Below are 13,593 nucleotides of genomic sequence, written 5' to 3'. Positions count from 1 at the left end.
TCGCGGCGCGAAACGGTTTCCGGCATGCCATCGGGAGGATCACATGAGCGGACGAGCACCATCTCTCGCAGAGGGGCCGCGCGGGCTCATCGGCCCGAAGGCGGAAAAGACGATCAGCCTCGCCCTCCAGGGCGGCGGCTCGCACGGCGCCTTCACCTGGGGCGTGCTCGACGCCATCCTCGAGGACGGGCGTCTCGCCATCGAGGCAATTTCCGGCGCCTCCGCCGGGGCGATGAACGCGATCGCGCTTGCCGATGGCTGGCAGGAGGGCGGCCCGGAAGGCGCGCGTGCCGGGCTCGAAGCCTTCTGGCAGCGCGTCAGCCTCGGCGGGCAGCTCTCACCGATGCAGCGGGGCGTCTTCGACCGGATGATGGGATTCTGGTATGATGAAGACTCGTTCGGACGGATGTGGCTCGAATCCTTCAAGAAATTCTCCAACCCCTACGATTCCAACCCCCTCGACGCCAATCCCCTGCGCGATGCGCTGGCGGATCTGATCAATTTCGAGAATGTCCGAGCCTGCCCCAAGGTCAAGCTGTGTATCGCCGCGACCAATGTCTGGACCGGCAAGCTCAAGGTCTTTTCCCGCGAGGAACTCACCGTCGATCATCTGCTCGCCTCCGCCTGCCTGCCGCAGGTCTTCAAGGCGGTCGAGATCGACGGGGTGCCCTATTGGGATGGCGGCTATATGGGCAATCCGCCGCTCTATCCGCTGTTCTACGGGGTGGCGGCGGATGACATCCTTCTGGTGCAGATCAACCCGATCGAACACCGCGAGACGCCGCGCACGGCCCGCGAAATCGCGAACCGGCTCTCGGAGATCACCTTCAATGCGAGCCTCGTGAAGGAATTGCGCGCCATCGAATTCGTCACCCGGCTGATCGACGAGGGCAAGCTTTCGCATGAGGATTACAAGCGCGTCCTGATGCACCGGGTCGAGCCGACGGGCTATCTCGACGATTTCGCCGCCTCTTCGCGCATCCGCCCCGACTGGAGCACGATCAAGACCCTGAAGGATCGCGGCCATGCAGCGGGGCGGGCCTGGCTGGAGCGCCATTACGACGATATCGGCAAGCGCGCCACGCTGGATCTGCGCCCGCAGATCGATTGAGGGGGGCGTCGCCTCAGCGCTGGCCGGGGCGCAGCTGGTAGAAGATGTGGCGGCCGATCTTGTCGCGGCGCAGGAGCGCGCGGGCCCAGCGCGGATTGACGTAATCGGCGTGATAATGCGTGGCGAGACCAACGCTCTCGATGAAACTCGTGCCGCTGATGGTTTCCTGCGCAATGCGCTCGGCGCGCCGCCACGGCGCCGGCTCGCGGATGCGCAGGGCGCGGCCCTCGCAGGTGAAAGTGAACTGGCACGCCAGATGCCGGTGACGGTTCTGGTAGACGACGCCGCAGACCGAATCCGGATAGAGGCTGCTGGCCACGCGGTTCATCACCACCTGCGCCACGGCGGCCTGGCCGAGCTCCGGCTCGCTGCGCGCCTCGAAATAGATCGCCTCCGCGAGGCAGCGCATTTCCGCTTCGCGCTTGCCGGGATCGATCAGGGCGCCGTAATGTGGCTGGTTCGGATAACGGCGCACGAAGCGCGAGGCGCCGGCGGGCAGGGTCACCGGCAGGGCGGTGACCTCGACCGGGTTCCAGCTATGGGTGACCGGCGTCATCGCCGCGAAGGCTTCCACCCGCGCCACGGAAGGGGTGGCGCCGTCGCGATCCGGCGTAATGCCCCCGGCCTTGCCGATCCCGGATGATCCCTGTTCGGCGGCAAGCGGCGAGCGCTCCGCCGTGGCGCGATCGGTCGTGGTCGGCTGCGGCGGGCGTTCGAAGCTCTGCTTGAGGTTGAGCTCGCCCGGCAGGGCGCCGCCGCGCTCCAGCGCCGGCAGCATGTCCGTTGCGCCCGAAAGGGCGCGCAGATGGGGGTCTTCGTTCTCGAGATCACGCCCCAGCCGACTCAGGGTCGGGCGCAGCGGCAGATAGGGATCGCCCTTGTTGTCGCGGTTCAGCTCGGGTGTCTCACCCTCGAAGGCGCCGTCTTTCGGCTCGAAGCGGGGCGGGCGCACCAGATCCGTGCGCAGGGCGTCATCGGGCAGGCTGAAACGCAGGGAGGCCTTGCGGGCGGCGGGCGCGGTCAGCGCCGTCGATCCGGGCAGGGCGCGCAGATTGGTCACGCGCGGCGGGGTGATCAGCTGGTCACTCGCGGTGATCGCGCCGATGCGACCCGTTTCACGGATGGTATGGCCGATATCGGAGACGTCGTTGCTCGCCACGGCGGTGAAGGAGACGAGCATGCCCCCGCCGAGCGCCCATGGCGCAACGGTGGCGCAGACCCACCGCATTCCGAAGAATTTCCGACGCCGACGCACGCGAACACCCTCGATACTCGTGACACGGGCGACACACCGTGCCGCTTTCATCAAGGATCGCGAATCAAGGTTCAAAAAGCGTTAAGGCGATGGCGCGGCTTGTCCGCTTCACCGGAAGGCGCGCCCGGTCGCAGTTGCGCGGCGCGCGCGCGCATGATAGCGCCTGCGCAGGATAGTCAGCGTCCACAAAGGCGCCACCATTGGGATTGCCCGGATGACCGAACCAAGCCCGCTGCGCATCGCCCCCTCCATCCTCTCCGCCGATTTCGCGCGCCTCGGCGCCGAAGTCGAGAGCGTCGTCGAGGCCGGTGCCGACTGGATTCATATCGATGTGATGGACGGGCATTTCGTGCCCAATCTGACCTTCGGACCGCCGATCATCAAGGCGATCCGCCCGGCCACCACACAGGTCTTCGACGTACATCTGATGATCGCGCCAGTCGATCCCTATCTCTCAGCCTTCGCCGATGCGGGTGCGCAGGTGATCACCATTCATGCCGAAGCCGGCCCCCATACCCATCGCAGCCTGCAGGCGATTCGCGCGCTTGGCTGCAAGGCCGGGATCGCGCTCAATCCCGGTACGCCGGCGGAGGCTGTCGCACCGCTTCTCGACATGGTCGATCTGGTCTGCCTGATGACGGTCAATCCCGGTTTCGGCGGCCAGGCCTTCATTGCCTCGGTCGTGCCCAAGATCGCGCAGGTGCGCGCCATGATCGGGGATCGTCCGATCGAGATCGAGATCGATGGCGGCGTCACGGCGCAGACGGCCCCGGACGTCGTCGCGGCAGGTGCCAATGTGCTCGTCGCCGGTTCCGCCGTGTTCAAGGGCGGGCAGGAGGCCTATGCCGGCAACATCGCCGCCATCCGCGACGCGGCGCAGAATGCCCGCGCATCGGCTGGCTGAGCGGCGATGACGCGCGGGCGAGGCGGTCTTCGCAATCTCGGCACGATTATCGGCGGCAGCGCCTGGCGTATCGCCCTGGCCGGTCTCGCTGCTGCGGCGCTGGTTTATCTGCGCGTGCTGGAGCGTGGCGAGCCGATCAACCCGCGCACCGAGGCGCTGATCGCGCTGTTCGGGGTGGCGGGCGCGCTCGCGGCACTTCTGCTGATGCTCTTCGCGGCCCTCTTTTTGCGCCGCGTTGGACGTCCTACGCGCCTGCTCTGGGGGCTCGTCCTCGCCGCGCCGGTGTTTCTCATCGCACTCTATGCCGGATTCGCGGTGTTTCACAGCGCTGCGGAACTGGAGGGCCTTATCACCGATCCGGGCGATCCGCACCACCTGCGCCATCTGATTCACCGGCTGACGTTCGTGGCGGCGGGATATGTCGCCGTCTTCGCCCCGGCCTATCTCTGGCCCTGGCCGCTGCCGCTGATCGCGCTCATCCTCGGCCTGACCCTGCTGCGCCGTCATCGGCGCGAAAACCGGACTTGACGCGGGGCGCGACACGACATACGAAATCGCCATCGGGCGCGTAGCTCAGCGGGAGAGCATTCGCTTCACACGCGAAGGGTCACAGGTTCAATCCCTGTCGCGCCCACCATTTTCGGACAATAGCGAGGCCGATATCCTGCAAGCTGCATCACGCATTTGCCGCCTGCCGTTCTTCCGCGTTCCCGATCACCTCGTGCCTGAATACGGTCCCTGCCGGCGCACCCGCCGGTGCGAAGGGGTGGCAGCGCAGATCGTAGGCGTCGATGTCGTTTTCGTAGAATGCGAAGATGTCCATACGCGTTGCCTCGCCATCCGGGGAATGCCGGGTTCAGGTGCCGACATCAGCGAAATGGCGCGCCCCGGCATGTCGGGTCAGGCTTTCGCTGATCTCGCCGGCGCGGATGGCGAGATTCGAGAGCAGGGTCGCCGTGAGCCCGTGGCTGTTCTCGCAATCGCCCTGGATATAGATTCCGGCGCTCAGGCGTGGGTCGGTGGCGACGCGATAGTCGCGCCCGAGCTGCGGCTTGCCCTGCGCATTGGTGCGGAGCAATTCCCGCAAGGCATCGCTGAACAGGCTCTCGGGCGCGACGGGGCTGTAACCGGTGGCGCAGACGAGATAATCCACCCCGAGGCTGCGGTGCTGCGCGCCGGTCGGATCGCTCAGCGTGAGTGCAAGCCCGGCACCGTCATGCGCGGCATGGACGAGGCGCGTCAGGCGCTCCAGATGCAGGCGCTGCCTTCCGGAGACACGGTCCTTGTAGGTCGCACGATAGAGGGCTGCGATGATCTCCGGATCAGCGACCCCGTAATTGGTATTGGCATGGCGATCCAGTAGCTGCGCGCGCAGGTCCTGCGACATGGCGAAGAAGGCATCCACGCTCTCGGCATCGAAAATCTCGTTGACGAAGGCGGAATCGTCCGCAGGCAGAAATCCGAAAGGTGTCATCACCGCATGAACCTGCGCCTGGGGGTCGCGCGTGAGCAGATGCATCACCGTTTCGGCGGCGCTCTGCCCGGCGCCGATGACGGCATAGCGTGCGCCCTCGGGGGGGTGAGGCCTTCAAGGCGGTGCAGCAGATCGCCGGAATGCCAGATCCGGCGATCCGCGACGATTCCCTCCGGCATGCGCGGTTTCAGACCCAGAGCGAGGGAAATGTTGCGTGCATGAATCTGCCTGACATAGCTGCCGCTGCGGACCTTCACGCTGAGCGTTCCTCCCGGTCCCGCACGATCGGAGATCGGCGCCAGATCGATTCCAAGCACCTCGGTATCGTAGTCCACATGCTCGGCGACATGCCCGGCGCACCAGGCGAGATAATCGTGGAATTCGCGCCGGGTCGGATTGAACTCCCGCAGGTTCAGGAAGGCGCTGAGCCTGCCACGCTCCTTCAGATAGCAGAGGAAACTGTATGGGCTGGTCGGATCGCGCTGGGTGACAAGGTCCTTGAGGAAGGAGACCTGCATGGTCGCGTCTTCCAGAAGCATGCCCTCATGCCAGCCGAACCGGGGCTTTCGCTCCAGAAACCGAAACCGCATCATGTGCGGATCAAGCGCCAGTGCGAGCGCGAGATTGGCGGGGCCAAGACCGATGCCGAGAAGATCATGGATTTCTGTTGTCCGTGGCACGCGACCGCTCCTCGCTTCGCAGGTGAACCAACTGAGACGTTGCCCTTTAATGGTTGCAAAATAGTTTAATGCCCGTAACAAGTGTATTATCTGTCAAGTCCGGTTTGCTCCTGTTGCGCTTGCAGCCGCGCCACATCCGGGCGATCATGCGCCTTCTTCAGTCCTTCTTAACCAGCCGTTCACCACAATCGCGTCATGGCTGTCCGTCAGAGGCTTCCGTCGGGGAGCCGGTCCGTTCGGCGTGATTTCGGGGATGAAGCATGGTCTCGCGTGCGCAGCGCTCGCTCGTCGGCGATTGGTGGTGGACGATCGATCGGTCATTGCTGGCCGCCCTGTTCGGGCTGATGGTGATCGGTCTCGTCATGCTGATGGGTGGCGGGCCCCCGGTCGCCTCGCGGATCGGGCTCTCGACCTTCCATTTCGTCGAGCGGCAGGCGCTGTTCCTGTTGCCGGCGCTGATGCTGCTGGTGACGATCTCCTTCCTCGATGCAAGGCTGATCCGCCGGCTTGCGCTGGCCACCTATGTCATCGGCATGGTGCTGGTCGTGGCCGCGATCCAGTACGGGCCCGAGATCAAGGGCGCGCATCGCTGGATATCGCTGATGGGCGTGAGCGTCCAACCCTCGGAATTCGTCAAGCCGGCCTTCGTGATCCTCACCGCCTGGGCCTTTTCCGAAGCGGCACGGCGGCCGGATCTGCCGGCGGTCTGGATTGCCTTCGCGCTGCTGCCTCTGACGATCACGCCCCTGATCCTGCAGCCGGATTTCGGCCAGACCATGCTGATCACCGCCATCTGGGCCGGGATGTTCTTCATCGCCGGTCTGCACTGGTTCTGGGTGATGGGGCTCGGCGGGGTCGGCGTGATCGGCATCATCAGCGCCTATAATCTGCTGCCGCATGTGCGCGAACGCATCACCCGCTTTCTCGACAGTGAATCCGGCGATACCTTTCAGGTCGACATGGCGCTCGAATCCTTCGCACGCGGCGGCTGGCTCGGGCAAGGGCCGGGCGAGGGTACGGTCAAGCGTGTGCTGCCCGATGCCCATACCGATTTCATCTTCGCGGTGACGGCGGAGGAATTCGGCATCGCGATCTGCCTCGTCATCGTGATGATCTATGCCTTCATCGTGCTGCGGGGCCTGTTGCTGGCAGGCCGCAACGAGGATGCCTTTTCGCGGCTCGCAGTGTCCGGGCTGTTGCTGTTGTTCGGGTTGCAGGCCAGCATCAACATGATGGTCAATGTCAATCTCCTTCCCGCCAAGGGCATGACCCTGCCCTTCATCTCCTATGGCGGCTCGTCGCTGTTCTCGCTCGCGCTCGCCGCCGGCTTCCTGATCGCCCTGACACGCAAGCGCCCGCGTTCGCGGCTGCATCCGCGCGCCTATGTGCCGCGCCCCGCCGGAGCCTGACCATGCGTGCCGACAAGCCCCTCGTGATGATCTCCGCCGGCGGCACGGGCGGGCATCTCTTCCCCGCCGAGGCACTGGCCGGCATCCTGCGCGCACGCGGCTGCGGCATCGTGCTGGTGACCGACAACCGCATCGGGGAACTGGCCGAGCGCTTCCCCGCCAACGAAGTCGTCGCCATCCCCGCCGCGACGCCCTCCGGACGCTCGCCCGTGGCGGCGCTCAAGGCGCTGGTGACGCTCGCACGCGGGTTCTTCCGGGCGCGCCGGCTGATCGCGCGGGCGCGACCGGATGTCGTGGTCGGGTTCGGCGGCTATCCCACCGTCCCGCCCCTGCTCGCGGGCAGTCTTGCAGGCTGCAGGACGGTTCTGCATGAGCAGAACGGTGTGATCGGGCGCGCCAACCGCTTTCTCGCCGGGCGCGTGACGCATCTGGCGTCGAGCGTGCCGGAGCTGCGCGGCATATCCGACGCGATGAAGGCGAAAATCGTGATGACGGGCAATCCGGTACGTGCGAACGTACTGGAAGCAGCACAGATCCCCTATCCCGCCGCGACGGACGACGCGCCGCTGAACCTGCTCGCTTTCGGCGGCAGCCAGGGCGCGCGGATCATGTCGGATATCGTGCCACAGGCCATCGCGCTGCTCACGCCGGAGTTGCGCGCGCGCATCCGCATCACGCAGCAGGCGCGGCCCGAAGATCTGGAACGCGTGCGCGATGTCTATGCGCAAAACGGCGTCAGCGCCGAGATCGCGCCCTTCTTCCGGGATCTGCCCGGGCGTATCGCGCGGTCGCATCTCGTCATATCGCGCTCTGGCGCCTCGACCGTTTCGGAGCTCGCCGTGATCGGGCGACCGGCCATCCTTGTGCCCCTGCCCGGCGCCCTTGATCAGGACCAGGCAGCCAATGCCGCGCTGCTTTCCGATACCGGCGCTGCCCTGATGCTTCCACAAACGGAATTTACGCCACAGCGTCTGGCGCAGGAGCTCACCTCGCGTCTGGCCGATCCGGAAGGCTTGACGAAAGCGGCGCAGGCGGCCAAGAGCGCAGGCATACCGGATGCGGCGGAGCGCCTCGCCGATCTGGTCATGCATCTTGCCAGCAAGCAGGGCTGAGCGCCCGAACGAGAGAAGCATCATGAAACTGCCCCCGAAACTCGGCCCCATCCATTTCATCGGTATCGGGGGATCGGCATGTCGGGCATCGCCGAGGTGATGCACAATCTCGGCTATACGGTGCAGGGCTCGGATGCCTCGGTCGGCAATGCCAATGTGGCGCGGCTCGCGAAGAAAGGCATTGCCACCTTCACCGGCCATGCGGCCGAAAACGTTCAGGACGCGGAAGTCGTCGTCGTCTCCACCGCGATCCGGCGCGACAATCCCGAACTCGCCGCCGCGCGTGAATTGCGCCTGCCCGTGGTGCGCCGCGCCGAGATGCTCGCGGAACTGATGCGGCTCAAGACCGCGATCGCCATCGCCGGCACCCACGGCAAGACCACCACCACCTCCATCGTCGCCACCCTGCTGGAAGGCGGGAATTTCGATCCGACGGTGATCAATGGCGGCATCATCAACGCCTATGGCACCAATGCCCGCATGGGCAAGGGAGACTGGATGGTGGTCGAGGCCGATGAATCCGACGGCACCTTCCTGAAGCTGCCCTGCGACTATGCCATCGTCACCAATATCGATGCCGAGCATCTCGATCATTTCGAGACCTATGACGCGGTCAAGGCGGCGTTCTTCACTTTCATCGAGAACATCCCGTTCTACGGTTTCGCGGTGATGTGCATCGATCATCCGGCGGTGCAGGATCTCGTCGGGCGCATCGAGGACCGGCGGATCGTGACCTACGGCACCAACCGGCAGGCGGATGTGCGGGTGCATGATATCGATCTGACCGGCGGGCGCAGCCGGTTCAGCGTGACGATCCACGACCGCAAGAGGGCCGAGAGCGTGGAGATCCCCGATCTCGTCATGCCGATGCCCGGCCATCACAACATGCTCAACGCCGTCGGCGCGCTTGCACTCGCCTATGAACTGGGCATGAGCCCGGATGCGATCCGCGACGCGCTGGCCGGTTTCGGTGGCGTCAAGCGACGCTTCACCCGCACGGGGGCATGGAACGGCGCCACCATCTTCGACGATTACGGCCATCACCCGGTGGAGATTGCCGCCGTGCTCAAGGCCGCCCGCGCCTCCGCCGAGGGCAAGGTCATCGCCATCGTGCAGCCGCATCGCCATACCCGCCTGAAGGCGCTGTTCGACGACTTCTGCACCTGCTTCAACGATGCCGATACGGTGATCGTGGCCGATGTCTATGCGGCGGGGGAGGCCCATATTCCCGGCGCCGATCGCGACGGGCTGGTCACCGGGCTGAAGACGCGCGGACATCGCTCGGTGATGTCGCTGGACAAGCCCGACGATCTGCCCGCCATCATCGCGGATCTGGCCGGGCCCGGCGATTACGTCATGTTTCTGGGCGCCGGCAATATCACGCAATGGGCTTATGCCCTGCCCGATCAGCTCATCGCACTGACGGGAGAGCGCAGGTGAGCGGCTTTCCCGATCGCAGGCAGGACATCCGCGCCGCGATACCGGATCTGCGCGGCACGCTCACGGCGAATGCGCCGGCAGCGCCCTTGTCCTGGTTTCGCACCGGCGGGCCGGCGCAGCTCCTGTTCGAGCCCGCCGACGAAGCGGATCTGGCGCTGTTTCTTGCGAACCGGCCGCCGGATCTGCCGCTGACGGTGATCGGTCGTGGCTCCAACCTGCTGATCCGCGACGGTGGCCTGCCCGGCGTGCTGATCCGGCTCGGGCGGGGTTTTGCGCAGATTGCGGTCGAAGACGGCCATCGCGTGCGCGCCGGTACGGGCGCGGCGGATGTGAAGGTCGCGCGCATCGCGGCGGAAGCGGGGATCGACGGGCTCACCTTCCTGCGTGGCATTCCCGGCGCCATCGGCGGAGCCTTGCGCATGAATGGCGGGGCCTATGGCGGCGAAGTGAAGGATGTGCTCGTCGAAGTGCGGGCCCTCGACAATATGGGCGCGGTGCACGTGCTCGACAATGCGGCGATGGGTTTTGCGTATCGCCACAGCGCGGTTGCGGTCGACATGATCTTCACCCAGGCGCTGTTCCAGGGCTATCCCGGCGATCCGCAGGCGCTGCTCGCGCGCATGCAGGAAATCACCGAGGCGCGCTCGTCGACACAGCCCGTCAATACCCGCACCGGCGGCTCCACCTTCAGGAACCCGCCCGGGATGAAGGCCTGGGAACTGATCGACGCTGCCGGCTGTCGCGGGCTGCAGATCGGCGATGCGCAGGTCTCGCCGATGCATTGCAATTTCCTGATCAATCACGGCCATGCCACAGCCGCCGATATCGAGGCGCTGGGCGAGGACGTGCGCCGAAAGGTGCATGAGACGAGCGGCGTCGAACTCATCTGGGAGATACGCCGCATCGGCCTGCCGGGTTGAGCGCATGATCAAGGCTGCGTGACGTGCCGATCTGCATCTTGCCGAAATGTCGGGGATGAGCCATCTTGCGGACATGATCACGGGTCGTTTCCGTCGCGCGGGCGTCATCGCGCTGGTTCTGGGTCTCGCCGCCATCGGGATGGCGGCAAATGCCGATGCGCGCACCGGGCAGGAGCCGCAATACTGCATGAATTTCGCCCTCGACTATGCCGAGGAACTCACCGAAAACATGCGCATCGAGGCGCTCTACGACGAGCAGACCGCCGTTCTGGCGACCTTCGAAGCGTTGATGGATGACGAGACCCGCCCGCCCGAGGCGCGGCTGGAAGAATTGCTTACCATGCTGCGCAGCCGTGAGATGCGTGATTTCGATCGCGCGATCCGGCGTGCCCTGCGCACCCTCGACGAGGGTCGCTCGATCGTCGCGGGCTGGCGCGGGCAATATTGTCCGGTCGCGCGCCCCGATGGCGGGGCTGGGCTTTCGGGCCAGGAGCGCTGCGATGCGCTGGCTGCGACTTTCGTCGACCAGATCCGCATCGAGCGTCGCTCCCCTGAGCAGACGCGCCTCTACGAAGCCCTCGAAACCGAGCGCCAGACCATCCTGAAAGCGCGCATCACCCGCAGTGATCGCAACGATCTGCTCGAGCTCCTCCGTCTGCGCACCGAGGCCGTCGAGACCCTCGACAGGCTGGAGCGCTTCATCATGCTGCGCAACGAAGCACAGGATCTCATCGCCGGCCTCGAGGAAGAAGGCTGCGTCGAGGCTGAGCGCAGCTGAGACCGGTCGCGCGGCCGTACTGGCCGTCGTCGCGGCGGGTCGCATGGATCGCGGCGGCTTCGAGCCGGATAACCCGGCATGCGCCCGAATCGTCAGCGCTCGCGCCGCGTCAGCGCAACTGGCTGTCGTCGACGAAATTGAACTCCTCGATCAGCATCTCGCGTATGACCGGGCCCTCCAGGCGGGCATTCACCCGCTCCGTGAGTTGCGCGAGGAAAGCGCGGCTGTCGAAGCGGCGCAGTTCGCGAAAATCGATATCCTCGCTGGTAAAGATGTGGTGGAAGGCCTCGTCCATGATGAAGGATTCTGCCGGCACGCCCAGCGCCTGCAATGTGCTGCTCTGCGCCGTATAGACGAATTGCGCCACCACGTATCCCTCGACGGCCCCGTCCGTGATGACGGGCACCGTCATGGTGCGGGTCGTCTCGTAGGTGATGCCCTGAAAATAGCCGGAATCCTCCGTCGCCGCGCCGGCCTGGCGGGTGAAGTATTCCACCGCGCCATAGCCCGAGGCCAGCGTCACCAGACAGAGCCAGAATCCGGCCAGGATCATGCGCATCATGGCTTTGCACCTTTCTGATCAGGCCGGGGCGCGCCGCCGGAATCGGCAGCATGCGCCCCGCCCAGCGGCGGCCGTGGTGCCGGGCGATCGGCATAGGTGCCGTCCGATTCATGCGCCTGCATGACCTCGGCGATCAGCCCGGCTATGTCGCGTACCGCGACGATATGGGTCGACAGGGTCTGCTGATTGTCGGCGACGACCTGCTTGAGGCGATCGAGCCCCTGTTCGAGTGCCGGCGGGGCCGGCTCGTCGCCCAGCGCCCGCGCCGCCCGGCTCAGTTCGAGCAGGCACTGGCTCTTGCGGTGGTTCATCTGCTTGAGCGTGTCCACCGAGGCGCCGCGCAACAAGGTGATTTCCTCGCGCAAGAGCGCCTCCAGCCGCTGCGCGACCGCGAGCGCGGTATGCGCTGCGGGGCTCATCTGGCGCCCGGAACCGGATGGCCCGCATACCGGAAGAGTAGCCGGCACAGCCATCACCGGCGCGGCCTCTTGCGAGAACCCCGCCGAGAGCAGTCCCGGGTCATCCGTTTCCTGCTTTGGCTTACGCGCCGGCTTCGTCAACGCCGCTGGCATGTTCGTCTGGTCCTGCGAATGGAATCTCATGATGATGCTTCGCCTCAGCCGCCATTACGCCATAAGCCGGCAAAGAAGAGGCTGGCTTCATGGGGATCAGAAAAGATGTCGTCGCCCGCCGCGACCTCGTCGAGCGCCGGGCGGGCTCCGGCATCGCCCGTCCCAGCCATCAGACGCTCGATCATGCCGGCATCCCCGTCGCCGGAAGCGGAAGCCTGCAGCGTGGCTGCAGCCTGTGTCGGCGTCACGCCGAAGCCGCCAGCCTTCCCTGCCGGGGCATCGTCGGGATGCAGCTTCGCCAATTGTTCGGCGATGCCGATACCGCCGGAGCGGGCCATTGCATTGCCGATCTGCTCAGCCTGCATGCCCTTCCAGATATCACCCGCCGTGCCGGAGCCGTAGGAGGCGGTCGCATCGTCGGGCAGCATGGTCTCGACGAAGCTGCGCAGAATGAAGGCCTCGAATTCCTGTTCCGGCGTCATCGGCTGATTGCCGGCTGTCGGCGCCTGCCGCGACGCGTCGGCCCCGTTGCCGGCAGCGGCCAGCGGGTCGAGGCGATTGCGCAGATCGGCGCTGCCGGCAGGTGAACCGGCGTTGCCCGCCGCACCGAGCGCATCACGGTTCTGCATGGCGATGCGCGCCTCGGCGGCGCGAAACGGCGTTTGCGCGGTGACCGAATCTTTTCCGGAATTCTCCATCGCCGCGGCGAAGGCATGCGGATTTCCCGATCCGTCACCGGCCAGCGTGGCCAGGCGTTGCGTCGCCCTGGCCTGCTTGCCGGGATCGGCCGCGCGCGCGACATCGAGAATGATATCCGAAGGCGGGTTGATCATCGGCTCCAACCTCCTGCATCGTGGATCGGACAGGCGAACGTGACGGGTTCCACGTTAGAGCCCGGCGCTTACGCCAGGCTTGCGCACCGAAGCATTGCCGTCGGGCGCGTCGCCGGACGCCGGGGCCGGCGCGGCCAGCGATGGCTCCTCACCGGTTTGCGCGAGGTGGCGATCGAGGTAATCGAGGAAATCCCTGCGCCGCTCCTCTTCGTCGGCATCGCGCCGGGCGCGGCGGACGAATTTTTCGGCGACGTCCTGCCGGCGCCCCTGCTCCAGCGTCTTCACCGCCTGTTGCGCGCCCGCGCGCTGTTTCGCGGAGATGGCACGCCCCAGACTGCCGACCCGCGCACCGAGGCCGGCGAGAAACAGCCCGTGCAGGGGATGGTCGGCATTGAGTGCATCGAGCACCTCTTCCTGCGCCTTGCGCAGCCCGTTCTCCTCCTGGCGCAGGCGCGCGAGCTTCCATTCCTCCAGCCGATGGCGCTGCTTTTGCACATCCTGTAGCCGTTTGAGCCGTCTCAGCCGTTCGCCTGCCTCACCCAC

At 66.0% G+C, this 13,593-nt stretch carries 15 protein-coding genes, 1 tRNA gene and 1 pseudogene; 9 read left to right on the top strand and 8 right to left on the bottom strand.

Features of this window, described 5'->3' with window-relative positions; all coding sequences use genetic code 11:
- The first annotated feature begins 43 nt into the window (after positions 1-43).
- Entirely contained in the window at positions 44-1,111 is a 1,068-nt protein-coding gene (locus GA0071312_RS03260) for a patatin-like phospholipase family protein (protein ID WP_074443586.1), read from the top strand.
- Positions 1,112-1,124: 13 nt separating this feature from the next.
- Here GA0071312_RS03260 and GA0071312_RS03255 read toward each other — a convergent pair whose 3' ends face one another.
- Positions 1,125-2,339, bottom strand: a complete 1,215-nt coding sequence (locus GA0071312_RS03255) for a cell wall hydrolase (protein WP_074443585.1) — start codon at positions 2,337-2,339, stop codon at positions 1,125-1,127.
- A 241-nt stretch (positions 2,340-2,580) separates the two neighbouring features.
- Here GA0071312_RS03255 and rpe point away from each other — a divergent pair, with 241 nt between their 5' ends.
- The 3 genes from rpe (at position 2,581) to GA0071312_RS03240 (ending at position 3,907) form a co-directional block, all read left to right on the top strand.
- Positions 2,581-3,270 (top strand): ribulose-phosphate 3-epimerase, encoded by a 690-nt coding sequence (gene rpe / locus GA0071312_RS03250; protein ID WP_074443584.1) that lies wholly within the window; start codon positions 2,581-2,583, stop codon positions 3,268-3,270.
- Between the two features lie 6 nt (positions 3,271-3,276).
- A complete protein-coding gene (locus GA0071312_RS03245; protein WP_074443583.1) occupies positions 3,277-3,798 on the top strand; it encodes a hypothetical protein in 522 nt (173 codons plus the stop codon).
- A 34-nt stretch (positions 3,799-3,832) separates the two neighbouring features.
- Positions 3,833-3,907 (top strand) — tRNA-Val (locus GA0071312_RS03240).
- Between the two features lie 39 nt (positions 3,908-3,946).
- Here GA0071312_RS03240 and GA0071312_RS19845 read toward each other — a convergent pair.
- Genes GA0071312_RS19845 through GA0071312_RS20440 form a run of 3 tightly spaced genes read right to left on the bottom strand, consistent with a single transcriptional unit; the run spans position 3,947 to position 5,424 of the window.
- On the bottom strand, positions 3,947-4,093 hold the full coding sequence (locus tag GA0071312_RS19845) for a hypothetical protein (protein WP_165603942.1): 147 nt from the start codon (positions 4,091-4,093) through the stop codon (positions 3,947-3,949).
- A 33-nt stretch (positions 4,094-4,126) separates the two neighbouring features.
- A complete protein-coding gene (locus tag GA0071312_RS20445; protein WP_275261837.1) occupies positions 4,127-4,789 on the bottom strand; it encodes a SidA/IucD/PvdA family monooxygenase in 663 nt (220 codons plus the stop codon).
- Positions 4,789-5,424 (bottom strand): SidA/IucD/PvdA family monooxygenase, encoded by a 636-nt coding sequence (locus GA0071312_RS20440; RefSeq protein WP_275261836.1) that lies wholly within the window; start codon positions 5,422-5,424, stop codon positions 4,789-4,791. Before GA0071312_RS20440 ends, GA0071312_RS20445 begins: the two co-directional genes overlap by 1 nt.
- Before the next feature lie 260 nt (positions 5,425-5,684).
- Here GA0071312_RS20440 and ftsW point away from each other — a divergent pair, with 260 nt between their 5' ends.
- The 5 genes and pseudogenes from ftsW (at position 5,685) to GA0071312_RS03210 (ending at position 11,083) form a co-directional block, all read left to right on the top strand.
- Positions 5,685-6,833 (top strand): putative lipid II flippase FtsW, encoded by a 1,149-nt coding sequence (ftsW, locus tag GA0071312_RS03230; protein WP_074443582.1) that lies wholly within the window; start codon positions 5,685-5,687, stop codon positions 6,831-6,833.
- Between the two features lie 2 nt (positions 6,834-6,835).
- Entirely contained in the window at positions 6,836-7,945 is a 1,110-nt protein-coding gene (gene murG / locus GA0071312_RS03225) for an undecaprenyldiphospho-muramoylpentapeptide beta-N-acetylglucosaminyltransferase (RefSeq protein ID WP_074443581.1), read from the top strand.
- A 22-nt stretch (positions 7,946-7,967) separates the two neighbouring features.
- Positions 7,968-9,385: pseudogene (gene murC, locus GA0071312_RS03220) on the top strand (UDP-N-acetylmuramate--L-alanine ligase).
- Complete coding sequence (murB, locus tag GA0071312_RS03215) at positions 9,331-10,305, top strand: UDP-N-acetylmuramate dehydrogenase (protein ID WP_074443580.1); 975 nt, start codon at positions 9,331-9,333, stop codon at positions 10,303-10,305. The pseudogene murC and the gene murB overlap by 55 nt, the downstream one beginning before the upstream one ends.
- A gap of 55 nt (positions 10,306-10,360) precedes the next feature.
- Positions 10,361-11,083, top strand: a complete 723-nt coding sequence (locus GA0071312_RS03210; protein WP_074443579.1) for a hypothetical protein — start codon at positions 10,361-10,363, stop codon at positions 11,081-11,083.
- A 109-nt stretch (positions 11,084-11,192) separates the two neighbouring features.
- On the opposite strand, the gene GA0071312_RS03205 is transcribed toward GA0071312_RS03210, so the two are convergent.
- The 4 genes from GA0071312_RS03205 to GA0071312_RS03190 are packed head-to-tail and all read right to left on the bottom strand — an operon-like array spanning position 11,193 to position 13,593.
- Complete coding sequence (locus GA0071312_RS03205; RefSeq protein ID WP_074443578.1) at positions 11,193-11,645, bottom strand: hypothetical protein; 453 nt, start codon at positions 11,643-11,645, stop codon at positions 11,193-11,195.
- Positions 11,642-12,247: a hypothetical protein gene (locus GA0071312_RS03200; protein ID WP_131817688.1), complete on the bottom strand. Its 606-nt coding sequence runs from the start codon at positions 12,245-12,247 to the stop codon at positions 11,642-11,644. The genes GA0071312_RS03205 and GA0071312_RS03200 overlap by 4 nt, the downstream gene beginning before the upstream one ends.
- Positions 12,248-12,261: 14 nt before the next feature.
- Positions 12,262-13,050, bottom strand: coding sequence for a rod-binding protein (locus tag GA0071312_RS03195; protein ID WP_074443576.1), 789 nt, complete (start codon positions 13,048-13,050; stop codon positions 12,262-12,264).
- 54 nt (positions 13,051-13,104) lie between these two features.
- The gene (locus GA0071312_RS03190; RefSeq protein WP_074443575.1) at positions 13,105-13,593 is read right to left on the bottom strand and encodes a hypothetical protein; all 489 of its coding nucleotides are present in this window, start codon (positions 13,591-13,593) and stop codon (positions 13,105-13,107) included.

The sequence above is a fragment of the Saliniramus fredricksonii genome, from assembly GCF_900094735.1.
Lineage (GTDB): Bacteria > Pseudomonadota > Alphaproteobacteria > Rhizobiales > Beijerinckiaceae > Saliniramus > Saliniramus fredricksonii.
The sequence above is the reverse complement of the archived record's forward strand: the minus strand, read 5'-3'. Positions and strand labels throughout refer to the sequence as shown.

What these genes read in the sequence shown, in the direction of transcription:
- GA0071312_RS03260 (WP_074443586.1), top strand. Translation starts at nt 44, where the DNA reads ATGAGCGGACGAGCACCATCTCTCGCAGAGGGGCCGCGCGGGCTCATC.
- GA0071312_RS03255 (WP_074443585.1), bottom strand. Translation starts at nt 2,339, where the DNA reads ATGCGGTGGGTCTGCGCCACCGTTGCGCCATGGGCGCTCGGCGGGGGC.
- rpe (WP_074443584.1), top strand. Translation starts at nt 2,581, where the DNA reads ATGACCGAACCAAGCCCGCTGCGCATCGCCCCCTCCATCCTCTCCGCC.
- GA0071312_RS03245 (WP_074443583.1), top strand. Translation starts at nt 3,277, where the DNA reads ATGACGCGCGGGCGAGGCGGTCTTCGCAATCTCGGCACGATTATCGGC.
- GA0071312_RS19845 (WP_165603942.1), bottom strand. Translation starts at nt 4,093, where the DNA reads ATGGACATCTTCGCATTCTACGAAAACGACATCGACGCCTACGATCTG.
- GA0071312_RS20445 (WP_275261837.1), bottom strand. Translation starts at nt 4,789, where the DNA reads ATGCATCTGCTCACGCGCGACCCCCAGGCGCAGGTTCATGCGGTGATG.
- ftsW (WP_074443582.1), top strand. Translation starts at nt 5,685, where the DNA reads ATGGTCTCGCGTGCGCAGCGCTCGCTCGTCGGCGATTGGTGGTGGACG.
- murG (WP_074443581.1), top strand. Translation starts at nt 6,836, where the DNA reads ATGCGTGCCGACAAGCCCCTCGTGATGATCTCCGCCGGCGGCACGGGC.
- murB (WP_074443580.1), top strand. Translation starts at nt 9,331, where the DNA reads ATGGGCTTATGCCCTGCCCGATCAGCTCATCGCACTGACGGGAGAGCG.
- GA0071312_RS03210 (WP_074443579.1), top strand. Translation starts at nt 10,361, where the DNA reads ATGAGCCATCTTGCGGACATGATCACGGGTCGTTTCCGTCGCGCGGGC.
- GA0071312_RS03205 (WP_074443578.1), bottom strand. Translation starts at nt 11,645, where the DNA reads ATGATGCGCATGATCCTGGCCGGATTCTGGCTCTGTCTGGTGACGCTG.
- GA0071312_RS03200 (WP_131817688.1), bottom strand. Translation starts at nt 12,247, where the DNA reads ATGAGATTCCATTCGCAGGACCAGACGAACATGCCAGCGGCGTTGACG.
- GA0071312_RS03195 (WP_074443576.1), bottom strand. Translation starts at nt 13,050, where the DNA reads ATGATCAACCCGCCTTCGGATATCATTCTCGATGTCGCGCGCGCGGCC.